The sequence below is a fragment of the Microbispora sp. NPDC049125 genome, from assembly GCF_040802045.1.
Lineage (GTDB): Bacteria > Actinomycetota > Actinomycetes > Streptosporangiales > Streptosporangiaceae > Microbispora.
In genome coordinates this window covers 62,932-81,557 of record NZ_JBEZDW010000035.1, presented here as the reverse complement: position 1 = coordinate 81,557, position 18,626 = coordinate 62,932, and the positions used below count along the sequence as shown (strand labels likewise).

General features: G+C 70.9%; 16 protein-coding genes. 11 read left to right on the top strand and 5 right to left on the bottom strand.

Translation table 11 applies throughout. The features are described from left to right. Positions 1-334 precede the first annotated feature (334 nt). Entirely contained in the window at positions 335-880 is a 546-nt protein-coding gene (locus AB0B72_RS31385) for a MarR family transcriptional regulator (RefSeq protein ID WP_367742871.1), read from the top strand. 154 nt (positions 881-1,034) lie between these two features. On the opposite strand, the gene AB0B72_RS31380 is transcribed toward AB0B72_RS31385, so the two are convergent. Further along, positions 1,035-2,768, bottom strand: a complete 1,734-nt coding sequence (locus AB0B72_RS31380; RefSeq protein ID WP_367742870.1) for a S8 family serine peptidase — start codon at positions 2,766-2,768, stop codon at positions 1,035-1,037. A gap of 209 nt (positions 2,769-2,977) precedes the next feature. Between AB0B72_RS31380 and AB0B72_RS31375 the strand changes: the two genes are divergently transcribed. The 5 genes from AB0B72_RS31375 (at position 2,978) to AB0B72_RS31355 (ending at position 8,617) form a co-directional block, all read left to right on the top strand. Then, positions 2,978-4,657 carry a methylmalonyl-CoA mutase gene (locus tag AB0B72_RS31375; protein WP_367742869.1) on the top strand — a complete coding sequence of 560 codons (1,680 nt, stop codon included), beginning with the start codon at positions 2,978-2,980 and terminating at the stop codon, positions 4,655-4,657. Positions 4,658-4,795: 138 nt separating this feature from the next. Beyond that, the gene (locus tag AB0B72_RS31370; protein ID WP_367742868.1) at positions 4,796-5,716 is read left to right on the top strand and encodes a tetratricopeptide repeat protein; all 921 of its coding nucleotides are present in this window, start codon (positions 4,796-4,798) and stop codon (positions 5,714-5,716) included. A 62-nt stretch (positions 5,717-5,778) separates the two neighbouring features. Next, positions 5,779-6,408 carry an AAA family ATPase gene (locus AB0B72_RS31365; protein WP_367742867.1) on the top strand — a complete coding sequence of 210 codons (630 nt, stop codon included), beginning with the start codon at positions 5,779-5,781 and terminating at the stop codon, positions 6,406-6,408. A gap of 118 nt (positions 6,409-6,526) precedes the next feature. Continuing rightward, complete coding sequence (locus AB0B72_RS31360) at positions 6,527-7,936, top strand: NAD-dependent malic enzyme (RefSeq protein WP_367742866.1); 1,410 nt, start codon at positions 6,527-6,529, stop codon at positions 7,934-7,936. A 105-nt stretch (positions 7,937-8,041) separates the two neighbouring features. Further along, the gene (locus AB0B72_RS31355) at positions 8,042-8,617 is read left to right on the top strand and encodes a YqgE/AlgH family protein (protein WP_367742865.1); all 576 of its coding nucleotides are present in this window, start codon (positions 8,042-8,044) and stop codon (positions 8,615-8,617) included. A 154-nt stretch (positions 8,618-8,771) separates the two neighbouring features. On the opposite strand, the gene AB0B72_RS31350 is transcribed toward AB0B72_RS31355, so the two are convergent. Together AB0B72_RS31350 and AB0B72_RS31345 are read right to left on the bottom strand one after the other, a co-directional pair. Beyond that, the gene (locus tag AB0B72_RS31350) at positions 8,772-10,169 is read right to left on the bottom strand and encodes a cellulase family glycosylhydrolase (RefSeq protein WP_367742864.1); all 1,398 of its coding nucleotides are present in this window, start codon (positions 10,167-10,169) and stop codon (positions 8,772-8,774) included. Between the two features lie 236 nt (positions 10,170-10,405). Continuing rightward, positions 10,406-11,044 carry a TetR family transcriptional regulator gene (locus AB0B72_RS31345; RefSeq protein WP_367742862.1) on the bottom strand — a complete coding sequence of 213 codons (639 nt, stop codon included), beginning with the start codon at positions 11,042-11,044 and terminating at the stop codon, positions 10,406-10,408. Between the two features lie 133 nt (positions 11,045-11,177). On the opposite strand from AB0B72_RS31345, the gene AB0B72_RS31340 reads away from it, so the two are divergent. The 4 genes from AB0B72_RS31340 (at position 11,178) to AB0B72_RS31325 (ending at position 15,250) form a co-directional block, all read left to right on the top strand. After that, a complete protein-coding gene (locus tag AB0B72_RS31340) occupies positions 11,178-12,743 on the top strand; it encodes a DHA2 family efflux MFS transporter permease subunit (protein WP_367742861.1) in 1,566 nt (521 codons plus the stop codon). A gap of 188 nt (positions 12,744-12,931) precedes the next feature. Then, positions 12,932-13,189 carry a DUF3039 domain-containing protein gene (locus AB0B72_RS31335; RefSeq protein WP_367742860.1) on the top strand — a complete coding sequence of 86 codons (258 nt, stop codon included), beginning with the start codon at positions 12,932-12,934 and terminating at the stop codon, positions 13,187-13,189. Positions 13,190-13,260: 71 nt separating this feature from the next. Further along, positions 13,261-14,403 (top strand): zinc metalloprotease, encoded by a 1,143-nt coding sequence (locus tag AB0B72_RS31330; protein WP_367742858.1) that lies wholly within the window; start codon positions 13,261-13,263, stop codon positions 14,401-14,403. Between the two features lie 88 nt (positions 14,404-14,491). After that, positions 14,492-15,250, top strand: a complete 759-nt coding sequence (locus tag AB0B72_RS31325; protein ID WP_367742857.1) for a hypothetical protein — start codon at positions 14,492-14,494, stop codon at positions 15,248-15,250. 9 nt (positions 15,251-15,259) lie between these two features. On the opposite strand, the gene AB0B72_RS31320 is transcribed toward AB0B72_RS31325, so the two are convergent. Beyond that, positions 15,260-16,198, bottom strand: a complete 939-nt coding sequence (locus AB0B72_RS31320; RefSeq protein WP_367742856.1) for a MerR family transcriptional regulator — start codon at positions 16,196-16,198, stop codon at positions 15,260-15,262. Positions 16,199-16,530: 332 nt separating this feature from the next. Here AB0B72_RS31320 and AB0B72_RS31315 point away from each other — a divergent pair, with 332 nt between their 5' ends. Then, positions 16,531-18,288, top strand: a complete 1,758-nt coding sequence (locus tag AB0B72_RS31315) for a DEAD/DEAH box helicase (protein WP_367742855.1) — start codon at positions 16,531-16,533, stop codon at positions 18,286-18,288. Positions 18,289-18,370: 82 nt separating this feature from the next. Here AB0B72_RS31315 and AB0B72_RS31310 read toward each other — a convergent pair. Continuing rightward, positions 18,371-18,626: hypothetical protein (locus tag AB0B72_RS31310; protein WP_367742854.1), on the bottom strand; the 256-nt coding region annotated here is incomplete at its 5' end.

The window sequence follows — 18,626 nt, the reverse complement described above, 5'->3', positions numbered from 1 at the left end:
GGGCGCGGCCCCCGGCCGCGCCGTCGTCGATTTCCGGCGCGCGTACGGCGCCGGGACAGCAGTGCTGCCCATCGAGAACCCCCTGTGTCTGTGTGAGCGGTGCGCTGGACCTACGCCGTTCCCCGTGGCGCTGGTCCGCCGGCCGGCCTCGCCGCGCCTGCTGTTAGCAGACGTGGTTCCCCGTGCCGCCGGGTTTGCCGCCGCCTCACCTTTCGACGTCGCAACCATAACGGAGCGTGACCCGGACGGGGGGAGTTCTGGGGTCAAGGAATGAATCCGGTTACACACAGTGCACCGGCTGATCTTCTGCGGAGCCGCGATAGCGTAGGTCGCTGTGTCAGTCCCGCCCAGTTCAGACCCGGTGCCCGCCGGTGCCTCCCGGGCACTCAAGCTGCCGTTCGACCCGATCGAGCGGGCCGCGGACACCTGGCGTGCCACGTTCGGGCCGTCGTCCGCCATGGCCGCCGTCACATCGATCATGCGAGCCCACCAGATCCTCCTGGGGCAACTCGACGCGCTGCTCAAGCCGTACGACTTGACGTTCGCCCGTTATGAGGCGCTGGTGCTGCTCACGTTCAGCCGGACCGGCGCGCTGCCCCTGTCGAAGATCGGCGAGCGGCTCATGGTCCACCCCACGAGCGTCACCAACACCGTCGACCGGCTGGAACGCGCGGGCCTGGTCCGCCGCATGCGCAACCCGCGCGACGGCCGCGGCGTGCTCGCCGAGATCACCGGCGAGGGCCGCGAGATGGTGCGACGGGCCACGGCGGACCTGATGGGCGCCGGCTTCTGCATGGGCATGTACGAGGAGGGCGACCTGGACGCGATGTTCGATCTGCTCAAGACGCTCCGGGTGGCGGCCGGCGACTTCAGCCTCTGACCGCCGTCACGACCGTGTCGCCGCCGTCCGGGCCTGTCGCGGGCTCCCGCGCACGCCGTGACGCGCCCGCTCCGGGAAACGGCGACGGCCACCGCCTGGATGGCGGTGGCCGTGCCGTGGGGGGTGCCTGGGGGGCCCTGAAGGGTGCCTGGGATCAGTGGCCCACTGCGCGCAGGGCGTCGACGATGCCCCTGCCGTAGAAGCCGTTGTTCGCCAGGGTGCCCTCACAGGTGTGCGTGGCGGTCGCGGTGGTCCCGTCCGGCAGGTGCCGGACGTAGGTGTAGGCGGGAGGCGCCGGGCAGGGCGTCTTGGTCGCTGTGCCCTTGAGGACCGACTCGACGATCGCCGGGCTGAGGGTGAGGCCGCCGTGCGCGAAGTCCCGGTGGCCGTACTTGCTGACGATCAGCGCCGCGACGCCCACCGCGCGGGGTGAGGCCATCGAGGTGCCCTGCAGGTACTGGTAGTAGGCGCAGGTCGAGCCGTTGCAGTCCTTCACCACGTACGGAACGGTGGGGTCGCCGTTCTCGTCGATCTCCTCGTTGGCGATCGCCAGCGACTTCGGGTAGGCCGACAGGGTCGCCTTGGTGATGTCCCTGGTGCCGTCGGGCGTGTCGTAGACGTCGCCGCCGGGCGAGGCCACGTCGATGTAGCCGTTGCCGTAGTCGGAGTAGTACGCCTTGCGCTTGCTGATGCCGGTGGAGGAGACGGAGATAACGTGCTCGCCCTCGCTCGGCATCGAGATGCAGCTCGGCGGGATCGTACGGTCGCGCGGCTGCTGGCCGGGGACGGAGGCGAAGTCCGGGCTGGAATCGTCGACGATCGTCTTGGTGTAGTCCGTGGCGCCGTTGCCCGCTGCGGACACCAGCGTCACGCCGTGACGGTTGGCGTAGTCGAGCGCACGCTGCGTCGCGGAGACGATCGTGCGCTGCTCCATCCGCTCCTCGGGCGAGTCGGCGGGGTTGTCCGCGCAGTTGAACAGCCAGGGGTCGATGTAGTAGCTCATGTTGACCACGTCCACGCCGATCTGACCGGCGTAGGTGAGCGCGTCGACGGTGGGCTGGAGGAAGAAGTACCCGGAGTCCTGACCGGCGCGCAGGTTGACCAGCGTCACGCCGGGCGCGACGCCCGCGATGCCGAGCTTGTTGATCGGGGAGGCGATCGACGACGCCACGTGGGTGCCGTGGCCGTCCTCGTCCACGTCGTTGGGGTCCTCGCAGGAGCCGTCGGGGTCGCTCGCGCAGGGGCCGTCGATGACCGTGCCGTTGGCGTCGGCGGGCAGGTCGACGGTGAAGTTGCGGCTCAGCCGCCGGTTGAAGTTGGGCGCGATGTCCGGGTGGGAGCCGTCGATGCCGGTGTCGAGGACGCCGACCAGCACGTCCTTGTCGCCCGGCTCGTACCGGTGGGCCACGTCGGCGTGGATCTGCTTCATGTCCCACTGGAGGTCGGCCAGGGGCTCGTCCTTGACGTTGCGCCGCCACTTGGCCGCGGTCGCGCCCTGGCGGCCCTCACGCTCGACGGCCCTGTTCTTCGCCGCCGCCGCCGCGGCCTTGGCCGCGCTCGCCGACGCCTTCGCCTCGGCGGGCACGCTTCCAATCACGCGGTCGTGCGCGACACCCTCGATGGCCGTGCTGCCGGTCAGAGCGTTGACGAAATCGGCGTTGGCGGTGCTGACCGTGGCCAGGCCCACCTCGGCGTTGAGCTTGACGATGCTGCCGCCTGCGGCCGTGATCGCCTTCTGTGCGTCGGCCTGGGAGGCACCTTCCTTGTAGAGGACCAGATACCGTGTCGTGGCCTCCGAGCCCGCGGCCGACTTGGCGGCCTGGGCCGGAGCGGCCAGGGTGGCCGCCGCCATTGTGACGGCAGCGGCGACGATGATGACGCGCTTCACATCCACCTCCGTGTGGACTTCGAGGGCGTTGACCATTTTGACGACTTCTCGGTCCGGTCATAGTTCCGTGCGAATTCGCGACCAACGTGTGACATGAGTGTGGCGGAGAGGTCTCATCGCCTGACGCTGTGTGCATGAGGGCACCCGGTGCTGGCCTCAATTACTAGGACGTCCTACTATCCGTGTGAGGAAGACCACGGGGAGGGCGTATGGAGCAGGAACCCACCGGCGCCGAGGCCGTCGAGGCGGGCCGGGCCCGCTGGCAGGCGCGATACGACGCGGCGCGTCCGCGCCTCCGCGAGTTCCGGACGCTGTCCGGCGTTGAGGTCGAGCCCGTCTACGGCCCGCCCGGCGAGGACCCCCGGTTCGAGCGCATCGGCTGGCCGGGGGAGTTCCCGTTCACCCGGGGCCTGTACGCCACCGGCTACCGCGGCCGTCCCTGGACCATCCGGCAGTTCGCCGGGTTCGGCAACGCAGGCCAGACCAACGAGCGCTACAAGATGATCCTCGGCGCGGGCGGCGGCGGCCTGTCGGTGGCGTTCGACATGCCGACGCTGATGGGACGCGACTCCGACGACCCCCGCTCGCTGGGCGAGGTCGGCCACTGCGGCGTCGCGATCGACTCCGCCCTCGACATGGACATGCTCTTCGACGGCATCCCGCTCGGCGAGGTGACCACCTCGATGACGATCAGCGGGCCGGCCGTGCCGATCTTCTGCATGTACGTCGTGGCGGCCGAGCGCCAGGGCGTGCCGGTCGGGCGGCTGAACGGCACGCTGCAGACCGACATCTTCAAGGAGTACATCGCGCAGAAGGAGTGGCTGTTCGCCCCGGAGCCGCACCTGCGGCTGATCGGCGACCTCATGGAGTTCTGCGCCGCCGAGATCCCGGCGTACAAGCCGCTGTCGGTCTCCGGCTACCACATCCGCGAGGCCGGATCCACCGCGGCCCAGGAGCTCGCCTTCACGCTCGCCGACGGGTTCGCGTACGTCGAACTGGGGCTGTCGCGCGGTCTCGACGTGGACGTCTTCGCGCCCGGCCTGTCGTTCTTCTTCGACGCGCACATCGACTTCTTCGAGGAGATCGCCAAGTTCCGGGCCGCGCGGCGGATCTGGGCCCGCTGGATGCGCGACGTGTACGGCGCCCGCACCGAGAAGGCGCAGTGGCTGCGCTTCCACACCCAGACGGCGGGGGTGTCCCTCACGGCCCAGCAGCCGGACAACAACATCGTGCGCACCGCCGTCGAGGCCCTGGCGGCCGTCCTCGGCGGCACCAACTCGCTGCACACCAACGCCCTGGACGAGGTGCTCGCGCTGCCGTCGGAGAAGGCGGCGGAGATCGCCGTGCGGACCCAGCAGGTGATCCTGGAGGAGACCGAGGTCGCCGGTGTCGTCGACCCGCTGGGCGGCTCGTGGTACGTCGAGGCGCTGACCGACCGGCTTGAGGCCGAGGCGGAGGCCGTCTTCACCAGGATCCGGGAGATGGGCTCCGGCGACATGACCTCCGGCATCCTGCGCGGCATCGAGGACGGCTGGTTCATGTCGGAGATCGCCGAGGCCGCGTTCGACTACCAGCGGAAGCTGGAGAAGGGCGACAAGCGGATCGTCGGCGTCAACTGCCACACCGCGACCGTCGAGCAGCCGCTGGAGATCCTGCGCGTCAGCCACGAGGTGGAGCTCGAACAGCGCCGCGTCCTCGCCGCGCGCCGCGAGGCGCGGGACGCGCGGGCGGTGGACGCCGCGCTGGCCGGGCTCCTGAGTGCCGCCCGGTCCGGCGAGAACATGATCCCGCCCATGCTGGAGGCCGCCCGGGCGGAGGCCACCCTCGGTGAGATGTGCGACGTCCTGCGCGAGGAGTGGGGCACCTACACCGAGCCCCCCAGCTTCTGAGACGCCCTCCAGGTTCTGGGACGCCCCGGTCTTCTGAGACGGCGCGCACCGGCGTACCGGCGGGTATTTACGCCCGGGAGGACGGAAGGCGGCGGGGATGGCACGGATCAGCCATCGGGGTACGGCAGGATTGGGGGTATGGCAGCGGAGTTCTCTCGACCTGGATCGCTCTACGGCGCCGTGGACCTCGGCGCACGCAAGCAGGCAATCGAAGCACAGGCGCGGCGTGAGGCGGCCGGGCCCGCCGGAGCCGCCGGGGCCGCCTCGGCTGTTATCGAGGCCACCTCGGCCACCTTCAACTCCGACGTGGTGGAGCGCTCGATGAGCGTCCCCGTCATCGTCGAGGCGACGGTGCCGAGGGCCGAGCAGGTCCGGCAGTTCAGCGACACCCTAGAGAAGCTGGCCGGCGAGGCCGCGGGGGCGTGGATCCTCGCCCGGGTGGACGTCGAGGCCGAGCCTCAGCTCGCCCAGGCTCTGCGGATGCGGGCCATCCCCACCGTCTACCTGGCCTTCCAGGGGCAGCTCATGCCCCTGTTCGAGGGCCCGCTGCCGGAGGCGCAGCTCCGGCAGGCGCTGGCGCAGGTGTTCGAGCAGCTCGGCGTCGAGCTGGCGGAGCCCGCCGAGGGCGAGGCCCCCGAGCCGCCGCTCGACCCCGATCTCCTCGCCGCCGAGCAGGCCATGGAGAAGGGCGACCTGGACGCGGCGGCCGCCGCCTACCAGCGCCTGCTTGCGCGCTCCCCGCAGGACGAGGAAGCCAAGATCGGCCTCGCCGGCGTCGGCCTGGTCCGCCGGACCCAGGACCTCGACCCGGCCGACGTGCTTCGCCGCGCCGCCGAGGATCCGGCCGACGTCGACACGCAGCTTCAGGCGGCCGATCTGGAGCTGGTGAACGGCCAGATCGACGAGGCGTTCGACCGGCTCGTGGGCATGGTCCGCCGCACGGCGGGCCCCGACCGCGAGAAGGTCAGAGTCCACCTCATCGGCCTGTTCGAGGCGCTTCCCGCGGACGACCCCTCGGTGTCCAAGGCCCGCCGCGCCCTCGCCAGGGCGCTGTTCTGACCCGTCGGTGACCCCGCCCCCGCAGGCCGCTGCGGCGGGCGGATCCGGGGCATAGACGGAATGTGCGGGTCGTCACGGTCTCAGCGACGTACGGCACGGGCGGGAGCGTCATCGGCCCGGCCGTGGCGGAGCGGCTGGGCGTGCCGTTCCTCGACCGCGCGATCCCGGGCACCGTCGCCCAGGAGCTCGGCGTCACGCTGGAGGAGGCGCTCGCCCACGACGACCGGGCCGAGAGCGGCCTCGCCCGCCTGCTGTACGGGGTGATGCGCCTTCCCTCGGTCACGTTCGGCGGCGTGGAGCTCTACGCGCCGCAGACGATGCCGCCCTCGGCGGAGGACTTCACCTTCAGGACCGAGCAGGTCATCCGGGAGACCGCCCGGACGCACGGCGGCGTCGTCCTGGGGCGGGCCGGCGCGATCGTGCTCGCCGACCATCCCGGCGCCCTCCACGTCCGCCTCGACGGCCCGCCGCGGCGGCGCGTCCTGCAGACGGCGGCGTTCTCCGGGGTGCCGGAGCGGGAGGCCAGGCGGATCGTCGCCGCCAACGACCGGGCGCGAGCCGCCTACGTGAGGCAGTTCTACCGGGCCGACCCCGCCGATCCCGGGCTCTACCACCTCGTCCTCGACAGCACGGTGATCCCCGTGCCCACCTGCGTCGAGCTGATCGTGGCGGCGTCCGTCTCGCTGGGCTGAACCACCCGCCGCGGGATGGCACGATGGATACCACCCGCGAGCCGTCCGGGCCGGGTGCTCGCGTGACCGCGAGCAGCCGGCGCCCCGGCCGCACGCACCCGCAAAGGAGCGGATAGACGTGGCCACCGTGCCCAGCGTTTCCTACTCGGTCACCGTACGTCTCGAGGTGCCCGCGGGGGGCAAGGCGGTCAGCCTGCTCACCCACGCGGTGGAGAGCGCCGGAGGGGTGGTGACCGCCCTCGACGTGACCAACGCCGGCCACGAGAAGCTCCGCATCGACGTCACCTGCGCGGCGAAGGACACCGACCACGTCCAGGCCATCGTCGACAGCCTCGGCGCCGTCGAGGGCGTGGCCATCCACAAGGTCTCCGACCGCACGTTCCTCATGCACCTCGGCGGCAAGATCGAGATGCAGTCGAAGGTGCCGCTGCGCAACCGCGACGAACTGTCGATGGCGTACACCCCCGGGGTGGCCCGGGTGAGCCTCGCCATCGCACGCAACCCGGAGGACGTGCGCCGCCTCACCATCAAGCGGAACTCGGTCGCCGTGGTCACCGACGGCTCGGCCGTCCTCGGGCTGGGCAACATCGGCCCCGCCGCCGCGCTGCCGGTCATGGAGGGCAAGGCCGCGCTGTTCAAACGCTTCGGCGGCATCGACGCCTGGCCCATCTGCCTCGACACGCAGGACGTCGACGAGATCGTCCGCACGGTCCAGATCATCGCTCCCGGCTTCGGCGGCATCAACCTGGAGGACATCTCCGCCCCCCGCTGCTTCGAGGTGGAACGCAGGCTGCGCGACCTGCTGGACATCCCCGTCTTCCACGACGACCAGCACGGCACGGCGATCTGCGTGCTCGCCGCGCTCACCAACGCGCTCAAGGTGGTGGGGAAGCGGCTTCCCGACGTGCGGATCGCGATGGCCGGCGCCGGCGCCGCGGGCACCGCCGTCCTGCGGCTGCTGCTGGACGCCGGCGCCAGGAACGTCGTGGTCTGCGACTACCGGGGCGCGGTGCACCTGGGGCGCGACGACCTCGACGACTCGCTGCGCTGGATCGCCGAGCACACCAACGCCGAGGGGTACGGCGGCGACCTGCGCGGCGCGGTCAAGGGGGCCGACGTGTTCATCGGCGTCTCGGCGCCGGGCATCCTCACCGGCGACGACGTGGCGGCCATGGCCGAGGGCGCCGTGGTGTTCGCGCTGGCCAACCCCGAGCCGGAGGTCTCGCCCGACGACGCCCGCGAGCACGCCGCCGTGGTGGCCACGGGCCGCTCCGACTATCCCAACCAGATCAACAACGTGCTGGCCTTCCCCGGCGTCTTCCGCGGACTGCTGGACGCTCAGGCCGACGGGGTGAGCGGGGAGATGCTGCTCGCCGCGGCGCGGGCCCTCGCGGCCGTCGTGTCCAGCGAGGAGCTCGGCCCCAACTACATCATTCCCAGCGTCTTCCACCCCGACGTGGCCAACGCCGTGGCGGCAGCCGTACGGGAGTCGGCCGGCGGGAAGGCGCGCGGGTTCACCGAGGCCTGAAGGCCGTCGCTCACGCCCTGCCACGGTGCGGTCGCCCGAAGTAATATTGTCGGCAAACAGGGGCCGACGTACACGTTTCGGCATTCCTCCCTCATCATGGGATGTATGGCGGAAGCGATCTACGTCGGCGGGTTGCTCGTAGCGACGCCACTGCTCGACGACCCCAACTTCCGGCGTAGCGTCGTGCTGGTTTTGGAGCACGACGAGGACGGCGGCACCCTGGGCGTGGTCCTCAACCGGCCCAGCGAGATCTCGGTGACGCAGGTGCTCCCCTCATGGGACGCCCTGGTCACCGGCCCACCGGTGCTGTTCGAGGGCGGCCCGGTGCAGACCGACAGCGCGCTCGCCCTGGCGGTGGTGCTGAGCGGGGAGGAACCGCTGGGCTGGCGCCGGCTGCAGGGCAGGGCGGCGGTGTCCCGCCTCGGGACGGTGGACCTCGACGCGCCCCCCGAGATCCTGGCCGGGGAGATCTCCCAGATGCGGATATTCGCCGGGTACGCCGGCTGGACCGCCGGGCAGCTCGACAACGAGCTGCAGGAGGGCGCCTGGTACATCGTCGACTCCGAGCCGGGGGACACCTTCAACTCCGACCCCGGCACGCTGTGGCGCACCGTTCTGCGCCGTCAGCAGGGCGATCTCGCGCTGGTCGCGACCTTCCCCGACGACCCGATGCTCAACTGAGGCGGGTTTCGCGGGGCGGCGTACGCCGGCTCGTATGTGATCAGGCGGGAACGCGGTGCGGACGTGGAGGTGGCCGGGCGCGGCGTGCGCGCCCGGCCACACTCGTCCGAACTCGTCCGAGACCCTTGCGGGCCTCCCGCCACGGCGGTGGGGGTCAGCTCGCCGTGCAGGTCGGCGACGGCACGCTGTTCGTGCCGTTCCAGGTGCCCAGGAATCCGAAGGTCGTGGAGGCACCGGCGCCGAGAGAGCCGTTGTAGCTCATGTTCCCCGCGGTCACGGCCGAGCCGCTCGACGTCAGGGCGGTGTTCCACGATTGGGTGACCGTCTGGCCGTTGGCGTAGGTCCACCTCACGGTCCAGCCGGTGATGGCCCGCGCGCCGGCTGTCACACTCACGTCGGCCTGGAAGCCGCCGCCCCACTGGTTGACGACCTTGTACGTCGCCGAGCAGGCGCCCGTGCCCGGGGAGGGGCTGGGCGACGGGCTCGGGGAGGGACTGGGGGACGGACTGGGTGAAGGGCTGGGCGACGGGCTCGGCGACGGGCTCGGTGTGGGCGTGGGCGTGATGCCGCTGTAGATCGTCGCCTCCTTCGCCGTCGACTTGATGCCGTTGGCGCCGTTGAAGAGCCGCTGGCCCCAGGAGGTGAGCTGGCTGACGTTGAAGTTGGTCACCTGGTCCAGGTACTCCACGCCGCCGCCGTTGCCGCTCCACGACCAGCCGAGATAGCCGATGCCGCGTGACTGGGCCTGCGCCATGATCGTGTCCTCGTCCGGGTCGCCGTCCGAGTGCATGTTGCCGAACTCGCCGATCACGAGGGGCAGCCCGGCGGTCTGGAACGCCTGGAGGTAGGAGGTGATCTCGGCCGCGGTGTCGAACACGCCGTACATGTGGATCGAGAAGACCGTGTTCTTCTGCGGGTCGCTGTTGAAGACCGAGGCGGCGTTGTCGCGCATCTCGAACTTCCAGTCCTGGCCCCAGTTGGGCGCGTCCACCATCAGCATGTGCTGGAATCCGGCCGACCGCATCCGGCCGATCGCGGCGGTCGTGGCCTGGGTCCAGCTCGGCGTGACGGCGTTGTTGCCGAACGGCTCGTTGCCGATGTTGATGACGACGTGGTTCTCCTGGCCGGTCAGCACGCTCTTCAGGCCGATCCAGTAGTCCACCGCCTGGTCCAGCGTGTACGCGCCGCTCTGCTCGCCGTACCCCGTGGTGTCGTGGTTCTCCAGCACGCAGATCAGCCGGTTCTGCTTGCACAGCGAGATGACGCCGGCCACGTCGCTCGCGGTGTTCGCCGTCCACCGGCCGCCGCTCAGCACGACGCGTACGGTGTTGGCGCCGAGGGACTTGATGTCGGCGAAGGAGCCGGTCTGCGCCGGGTACCAGGTGTGGGCGTGGCTGGTGCCGCGCATGACGAACTGGCTGCCGCCGGCCTCGTAGATCTTGCCGCCGCTCACCCGGAGCCCGACGGCGGCCTGCGCCGGCTGGGTGAAGGCGATCACTGACAGCAGGAGGGTGAGGAGCGCCGCGCCGACGGCGATGAGACGTGTTTTCATGCTGTACCTCAGGTGGGATGGCAGCGTCTTGGGAGCGCTCCCACGCACGATAGGGGGGCGGTGGCGAGGCCGTACAGGACGCGGCATGCCCGCCTTCCGGCGCTGAACAGTCGCGGACGGCCCGTTGGGGCGCCGGACCAGGGATGTCGCGAAATGTGCCCTCACCTGGGGCGGCGCCGATGTGATGAACCGTTCAACGATCGAATCGCGGATGGAGAGCGGCCGGCCGGGAGGCCCTACCGGACAGGCTCGGCCTCCTCGGCCGAGGGCCGCGCGGGCATGTCCCACCCGGGCCTCAGCGATCCCTCCGCCAGCGCGCGCAACTGGTCGAACCGCTGGGTGATCACGGCCACGTCCTCCGGGTCCCTGCCGAAGCACATCAGGCCGAGCCCTGTGAACAGGGACACCACGAAGCGGGGGTGCAGCTCGCCCGGCTCCGTCCCCTGCCTGCGGGCGACCTCCGCCACCAGCATCCGCTCGTTGTCGCTGATGAGGCGCAGGTACGCCGAGACCAGGGCGGGCGTGCCGTGGATGAGCTCCTGCGTCTGGAGGAACCGGGCCGCCTCGGTGTCGTCCAGCCCCCGTAGTGTGCCGAGCATGGACTCCATCGCCTCGAGGAGCGCCGTGAACGGCGGCTCGCCGTCGGGACGGCCCCGCAGCTCGGCCAGCAGGTGCTCGTGCTGCTCGGCCGCCAGGGAGAGGGGGATCTCCTCTTTGGAGGCGAAGTACCGGAAGAACGTGCGCGGCGACACGTCCACCCGCGCGGCGATCTGGTCGACCGTCGTGGCCTCGTAGCCCTTGCTGAGGAAGAGTTCGAGAGCCGCGTCGATCAGCGCTGTCCGTGTCCGCTCCTTCTTGCGCTCTCGCAGACCCATGGCCGTCACCCCCTCGAAACCTTCGGTTCACAAACTTTCAAGTGTCACCGTATGTCGGATAAAAGGATTTGTCATCTGTCATCGAGTGACATAAATTACGTATTCATTGTTCAGGCTTCCAAGGGGGATCATCATGACCCAAGCGGTGACCGTCGATTCCGGAGCGCCACCCGGAAAGGGCCCGGTCCGGCCGGGGCTCACCCTGCTCGCCGTGTCGCTCGGCGTGATCATGGTCATGCTCGACGGCACGGTCGTGGCGATCGCCAACCCCGTGATCGGCCAGGACCTCGGCGCGTCGCTGTCCGACCTGCAGTGGATCACGAGTGGGTACCTGCTCGCCCTGGCGGTCTTCCTCATCACCGCGGGCAAGCTCGGCGACCTGTTCGGCCACAAGATGGTCTTCCTCGTGGGCGTGGCCGGGTTCGCGCTGAGCTCGCTGGCGATCGGGCTGACCTCGTCGGTGGGCATGCTGATCGCCTTCCGTGTGCTGCAGGGCCTGTTCGGCGCCCTGCTCCAGCCGGCGGCGCTCGCTCTGCTGCGGTCGGCGTTCCCCGGCGACAAGCTGAACACGGCGATGGGCGCCTGGGGAGCGATCATCGGCCTGTCCAGCGCGGCCGGCCCCATCGTGGGCGGCCTCCTGGTGGAGAACGTGAGCTGGCAGTCGGTCTTCTTCATCAACGTGCCCGTCGGCGCCGTGGCCTTCGGGTTCGGCCTGTGGGCACTGAGGGAGAGCAAGGCGCGGACGCTGTCGCGGATCGACTGGACCGGCGTGGTGCTCCTGTCGTGGGCGATGTTCGACCTCGTGTGGGCGATCATCAAAGCTCCCGAGTGGGGCTGGGGTGACCCGCTCACCATTGGCTTCCTGGTCGCGGCGGCCGTCATCGGGGCCCTGTTCATCTTCTGGCAGACCCGGGCCCGCGAGCCTCTTCTGCCGCTCAGCCTCTTCCGCAACATCTCGGTCTCCATCGGCACCGCACTGATGATCATGATGGCCTTCTCGATGTTCGGGGCCATGTTCTTCCTGACGTTCTTCTTCCAGGGCGTGCACGGGCTGTCTCCGCTGGAGTCGGGCCTGCGGATGCTGCCCATGAGCGCGGGCATGATCGTGGCGTCTCCGATCGCGGGCGTGCTGATCGGCAAGATCGGCGCGAAGATCACCATCTCCGGGGGCATGTTGATCACCGCTGTCGCGATGTTCCTGATGTCGCGCCTGAGTGTCGAGGCGGCGTTCGTCGACAGTGCGATCCCGTTCGTCCTGCTCGCGTTCGGCCTCTCGCCGGTGTTCGTGGGGGCGACCGAGATCATCGTCGGCAACGCGCCGGAGGAGCTCAGCGGCGTCGCGGGCGGCGTGCAGAACTCCGCGATGCAGGTCGGCGGCGCGCTCGGCACGGCGGTCCTCGGCGCGGTCGTCGCGGCGAAGGTGAGCAGCGTCTTCCCCGGTTACCTGGGGCAGGCGGCCGCCGGGGTCAAGCCCGACCAGATGGAGGGGCTGAAGGGCCTCGCCTCGGTCGGCATGTCGCCTCCAGGGCTCCCCGGTCCGGTCGCCAAGCTCTTCGGCGACGCCGCGCACCTGTCCTTCATGGACGGCCTGCACCTGGGCTTCCTGGTCAGCACGGCCGTGGCCGTTCTCGCGGCGGGCCTCGCCCTGTTCGTCCGGTCCGGCCGCAAGACCGAGGGCGCGGCCGTCCACATCGGCTGACCCTGCTCGTCCCGGTTCACTGACGTGCCGTTACGGCCCGTACGGCTCCCGCCCCGCTCATCGGGCGGGAGCCGTACGCGTGCCGGGGGTGTGACATGCGGGAATGCGGGGGGAGCGCGAGTGGGGGCGCGGAGGTGCGCAGGCGGGGAACGGGGAGGTTCCACCGGCGCCGCCACTCAGTAGACTCGGTGACCGTGAGCAGCACGAAGATTCTTCCCGAGAGCGATGTCACGCCGAGGCTGTCCCACGGTGACGGCGATCATGAGCGCTTCTCGCACTTCGCCGACAAGAACAAGATCACCGAGAGCTACGTGACCGGCGCGCCGGTCCGGGCTCTGTGCGGCAAGGTGTGGGTGCCCAGCCGGGATCCGAAGAAGTATCCGGTCTGCCCGGAGTGCAAGGAGATCTACGAAGGGCTGCCCAAGGGCGAACCTTCCGGCGAGTGAGTGTCGTTACGGGATGATCAACCCTCGCACGGCTAACGTCAGCGTCCTGACCAGCCGTATCGGGGGAACGAATGGCCCGGCGCGCGACCGCCGTCTTCCTTGCATGCCTGTACACGCTGGGGGTCGCCCCCGCCGGGGCCCGGGCGTCCGCCGCCCCTGCGGGCGGCTCCGCCCACTGCGCCGCTGACGATGCCACGAGCCGTGCGGCCAGTCATACCTCCGGCCACGTCGCCGTACGCAGGCGTGGGCCGGGCGGGCTGACCCACGCGGTGGAGCCGCACGAGCCCGATCCCGCCGAGGTCGCGCGGATGGAGGAGGACCTTCGGCGGCGCCTGAGCGCGCGGCCCGGGGGTGGTTATGTCCCCGGCGCCGACTCGGCCGCCGTCGGCCCCGGCGTTCCTATGGCACCCGTGGCCACCGCCACCCCGGGGACTCCCGCGGCCTCCGGCGTTCCCGGAGGCGCGGGAACGGCCACCCAGGCCGGCGAGGAGATCCGGGTGCCGATGTGGGTGCACATCATCAGGGACGGCGCGCTCGGCCTGCCCGACAGCGCCGTCACGCGGCAGGTGGCGACGCTCAACGCGGCGTACTCCGGCAGTCTCGGCGGCGTGGACACGCATGTCCGGTTCGTGCTGAGAGGCGTCACCCACACCACCGACCGGCAGTGGTTCCGCGACCCGCTGGGTCACGAGGCGGCGATGAAGAAGCGGCTGCACATCGGCGGCCAGGACACGCTGAACCTGTACGTCGCGCAACTCGGCGAGCTGGTCCTGGGGTACGCCACCTACCCGTACTGGTACGCCGACGACCCCGATCTCGACGGCGTGGTGATCGACTGGCGCAGCGTGCCCGGCGGCCCCCTGCGCGAGTTCGACAAGGGCTTCACCGCCGTCCACGAGATCGGCCACTGGCTGGGACTGCTGCACACCTTCGAGAACGGCTGCCAGACCCCCGGCGACGCCGTGGACGACACCCCCTTCGAGGCGTACCCGACGACGGGATGCCCGGCCAGGAAGGACAGCTGCTCGGCCACCGGGGACGATCCGCTGCACAACTACATGGACTACGGGCAGGACCGCTGCATGCGCGAGTTCACCTCCGGCCAGGCCGTACGGATCCGGCAGATGTGGGACGCCTACCGGCGTCCGGGCGCCCCGGGAGCGCTCAAGGGGCAATCTGCCGCCACCCCGTTGACGACGGCCCAGCCCATGTGAATAACTCCACAGCAGCGCTCATGGCCGGCATGATCCGCTCGCCGGTCGCGGTCCACGCGCGCCCGGCCCGACCGTCCCGGGAGGCTCTGTGGATGATCAGTGGACCCGCCGGGTCTGGCCCCCCGCCGGGCACGAGGAGCCGGTGCGCCCCGAGCCGGTACGTCCCGAGCCGGTACGTCCCGAGCCGGTACGTCCCGAGCCGGTACGTCCTGAGCCGGGGGGCCCTGATGAGGAGGACCTGCCTCCCTCGGCCCGCTGGTACGGCACGCCGGCCCCGCCTCCCCGCAGCATGCCGCCCTGGCTGAGCCGCCTGCTCGTCGCCGTCCTCGCCCTGATCTCGGCGGGCACGGTCATCACGGCGGTGGTCGTGACGGTCCTCAACCGCGCGGAGAGCGCCCCGCCCACCGTCGTGCAGGACCCGATCGCGGGGGTCTCCTACGCGTTGCCGCCCGCGTGGAGCGAGGGGGTGGTGGCCCCGGTGACCGGGTTCACCTCTGTCGCGGCGCGCGGCGACCTGGCGACCGTCATGGCCCGGCCGGGCGACCGGGTGGACCCGCCCAACCTCCGTTCGGCCGTCATCGACCTGGCGGACCTCTACACCCGGCTCCTCCTGCACGGCGACAAGGTCGAGGTGGTGGACGACCACGCGGTCACGGTCAACGGGCGGCCGGGACACACCCGGGCCGTACGGGCCGAGTATCGCGATGTCGTCAACGAGCCGGCCTTCATGCGGGTGACGTTGCTCACCCGGCCCGACGGGGAGAGCACGGTCCTGCTCGGGCTGGCCCATCCCGACGATCCCCGATCGCGTGCGGACATCGAAGCTGTGCTGACGGGCGCTCGCTGACCGCGAACGCTACCCCGGCGTCCGTACGCGCAGGGCATCGATGAACCAGCCGAGCGCGGGCGCCAGGCTCTCCGGCGCGGGCCATCCGTTGATCACCGCGAGCAGCTGGAGGTACCGCTCCCAGCGAGGGTCGTTCGCGCTCTCCAGCCTGGCCAGCAGCCGGCGCCGCAGCGCGGCGTCGTCGGGCTGGCCGAACTCGCGGGCGTAGTGAGCCGTGACCGCCGCGACGACCGGATCGGCCTCGGGCGACGCCGGGTCGATGCCGGCGGTCAGGGCCGGCGCGGCCCGCTCGCGGACCATCGCGGCGGAGTCGCGGCGCAGGGACTTGACGTCGCCCTGAGCGCGCTCGGCGGCGTAATGCTCGGCCATGCGCCGCACACCGGCGCGGAAATCGGCGTCCTGGGCCAGCTCGGCCAGCTCGACCCATGCCTCGACCTGCTCGGCCGCGGGGTCGTCGGTCAGCTCGGGGGTAATCGAGTGCATGACCCCCGCGAACCCGGGATGGGCGTCCAGTCCGCCGAAGGCGGCGTCGAGGAAGTCGCCGATCAGACGTCGGCGCTCGTTCTCGGAGAGTGTGGCCAGTTTGTGCATGAGATCGGTCTCCTCGGGGCTGGATCCGCGCCTGGCCACCGCTGTCAGCACCGCGCGGCGCAGGCGCAGCGTGCGGATCTGGACCGTCAACGCCTCGGCGTGCGCGGCGGCGACCTCGGGAAGCGAGGCCTCCCGGTCGACGACCCTCCGGATGGTGGGAAGGTCGAGGCCCAGCTCGCGCAGTGTCCGCACGAGTTCCGCCCGTGCGACGGCGTCCAGGTCGTAGAGGCGGTAGCCGGCCGGGCTGCGGTCGGCCGGCGGCACGAGTCCAAGGTCGGAATAGAACCGGACGGCCTTGACCGTCAGCCCGGTCCGCCGCGCCAGGTCGCCGATCGAGTAAAGCGTGCCGCCGTCCATGTCCTCACCCTCACGCCTCCCCTTACGGGAGACTCAAGCCGGCTCCGGCGGGGCCGGTCACGACGCGGCCTCCGGGGAGCATGCGGCCTTCCGGAGGCCTGATGATGGCACAGCGCCGCTTCCGCGCCGCGTCCCGGTGCACCCCCGCCGGGGTGAGCGCCGCCTGTCCGGCGACCGAATTCTCCGGGCGAAGCGCCACGCAAGGGGTGGTTCCCGGCGGGAATCTGCGGCCGGTCGGCATGTCTTGTCGGTCCCGGCGACTACCCTGAGGTCACTGTGAGGGAGCGAACCGATAGAGACAGCATTGTTGAGGCCAGCCATGGGAGGCGTCGTTGAGCGTTTCGGCCGCGTCCCATCTGTCCCCCTCCTATCCCGACAGAGCAGCCTGGGGCACCGCCCCGAAGCTCCGCGCCTGGCAGCAGGACGCCTTCGACCTCTACATCCAGCGTGAGCCGAGAGACTTCCTCACGGTCGCCACGCCTGGCGCGGGCAAGACCACGTACGCCCTGCGGATCGCCAGCGAGCTGCTCAGCCGCGGGGTCGTGCGGGCCATAACGGTCGTCACGCCCACCGAGCACCTGAAGCGGCAGTGGGCCGACGCGGCGGCCAAGGTCGGGATCGGCATCGACCCCGAGTTCAAGAACAGCCAGGGAGCCACCTCCCGCGACTACATCGGCGTCGCGATCACGTACGCGCAGGTGGCCATGCACCCGGCGCTGCACCGGGCCCGCACGGAGGCCCGCAAGACGCTGGTCATCTTCGACGAGATCCACCACGCGGGCGACGCCAAGTCGTGGGGCGACGGCGTCCGGGAGGCGTTCGAGCCGGCCACCAGGCGGCTGGCGCTGACCGGCACGCCGTTCCGGTCCGACGACAGCCCCATCCCGTTCGTCTCCTACGTGGAGGACGGCGACGGTGCGCTGCGCAGCGTCTCCGACTACTCCTACGGGTACGGCCCGGCCCTGGCCGACGGGGTCGTCCGGCCGGTCATCTTCCTGGCGTACTCGGGGGAGATGAGGTGGCGGACGCGGGCGGGCGACGAGATCACCGCCACGCTCGGCACCCCGCTCACCAAAGACCAGCTCTCCCAGGCGTGGCGGGCCGCCCTCGACCCGAAGGGCGACTGGATCGGCCAGGTGATCCACGCGGCCGACCGGCGGCTCACCGAGGTCCGGCGGGGCATGCCCGACGCGGGCGGGCTCGTCATCGCCACCGACCACGAGTCGGCCCGCGCGTACGCGCGGCACATCAGGGCGGTCACCGGTGAGGGCGCCGCAGTCGTGCTCTCCGACGACCCCGGCGCGTCGAAGAAGATCAAGGACTTCGCGGCGTCGGACGCCCGGTGGCTCGTCGCGGTCCGGATGGTCTCCGAAGGGGTGGACATCCCCCGGCTGGCCGTCGGGGTCTACGCCACCAGCACCTCGACCCCGCTGTTCTTCGCGCAGGCCGTGGGCCGCTTCGTGCGGGCACGCAAGCGAGGTGAGACGGCGTCGGTGTTCCTCCCCTCGGTGCCGATCCTGATGGGTCTCGCCGGAGAGATGGAGGCCGAGCGCGACCACATCCTCGGCCGCCGGCACGACGAGGACGGGCTCGACGACCTCCTGCTGGAGCAGGCGCAGCAGGAGAAGAAGCAGCCGGACGCCATCGGCGACGAGCTGCCCTTCCAGACGCTGGAGGCGTCCGCCACCTTCGACCGGGTGCTCTTCGACGGCGGGGAGTTCGGCACGGCCGCCGCCCCGGGCTCCCAGGAAGAGGAGGACTTCCTCGGTCTCCCCGGCCTGCTGGAGCCCGACCAGGTGGCGTCGCTGCTGCGCAAGCGCCAGGCCGACCAGCAGGCGGCCAAGCGCAAGGCGAAGACCGGCCTGCCTGAGCCGGAGCCCGCCCTCGCCCCTCACGAGCAGATCCACGAGCTTCGCAAAGAGCTCAACGGCCTCGTCGGCGCGTGGAACCACCGGACCGGCCAGCCGCACGGGGTGATCCACGCGGAGCTACGCCGGGCCTGCGGCGGACCGGCGATCGCGCAGGCCACCGCCGAGCAGATCCGCGAGCGCATCGCGATGATCCGCAAATGGGCCGCCCAGCGCAAGTGAGCCCGGAGCCCGCCGTACGGTCGCCGCTCCACCTTCGGCGGCGACACGTACGGCGGGCCGGCTCACGGCCGGCGGGAAGCCGTCAGGACCAGCGGCCGTCCCTGTCGGGGAGCCGCTCCAGGATCGCCTTGAACATGGCCTCCTGAGAGGTGGACAGCGCGTCGATCTGCTTGCTCAGCAGGTCTGTACGCCCACTCACGTGGTCAACGCCCGCCCGTGTGTCCTGAACGGTCTGTTCGACGTTGGTGAGGCGGGTTCCGAGGGCGGTGACGTCCGTTCGTGTGTCCTGGACGGTCTGCTCGACGTTGGTGAGGCGCTGTCGTGTTTCTTCGGTGACT

What these genes read in the sequence shown, in the direction of transcription:
- AB0B72_RS31330 (WP_367742858.1), top strand. Translation starts at nt 13,261, where the DNA reads ATGGCCCGGCGCGCGACCGCCGTCTTCCTTGCATGCCTGTACACGCTG.
- AB0B72_RS31375 (WP_367742869.1), top strand. Translation starts at nt 2,978, where the DNA reads ATGGAGCAGGAACCCACCGGCGCCGAGGCCGTCGAGGCGGGCCGGGCC.
- AB0B72_RS31340 (WP_367742861.1), top strand. Translation starts at nt 11,178, where the DNA reads ATGACCCAAGCGGTGACCGTCGATTCCGGAGCGCCACCCGGAAAGGGC.
- AB0B72_RS31345 (WP_367742862.1), bottom strand. Translation starts at nt 11,044, where the DNA reads ATGGGTCTGCGAGAGCGCAAGAAGGAGCGGACACGGACAGCGCTGATC.
- AB0B72_RS31320 (WP_367742856.1), bottom strand. Translation starts at nt 16,198, where the DNA reads ATGGACGGCGGCACGCTTTACTCGATCGGCGACCTGGCGCGGCGGACC.
- AB0B72_RS31355 (WP_367742865.1), top strand. Translation starts at nt 8,042, where the DNA reads ATGGCGGAAGCGATCTACGTCGGCGGGTTGCTCGTAGCGACGCCACTG.
- AB0B72_RS31370 (WP_367742868.1), top strand. Translation starts at nt 4,796, where the DNA reads ATGGCAGCGGAGTTCTCTCGACCTGGATCGCTCTACGGCGCCGTGGAC.
- AB0B72_RS31350 (WP_367742864.1), bottom strand. Translation starts at nt 10,169, where the DNA reads ATGAAAACACGTCTCATCGCCGTCGGCGCGGCGCTCCTCACCCTCCTG.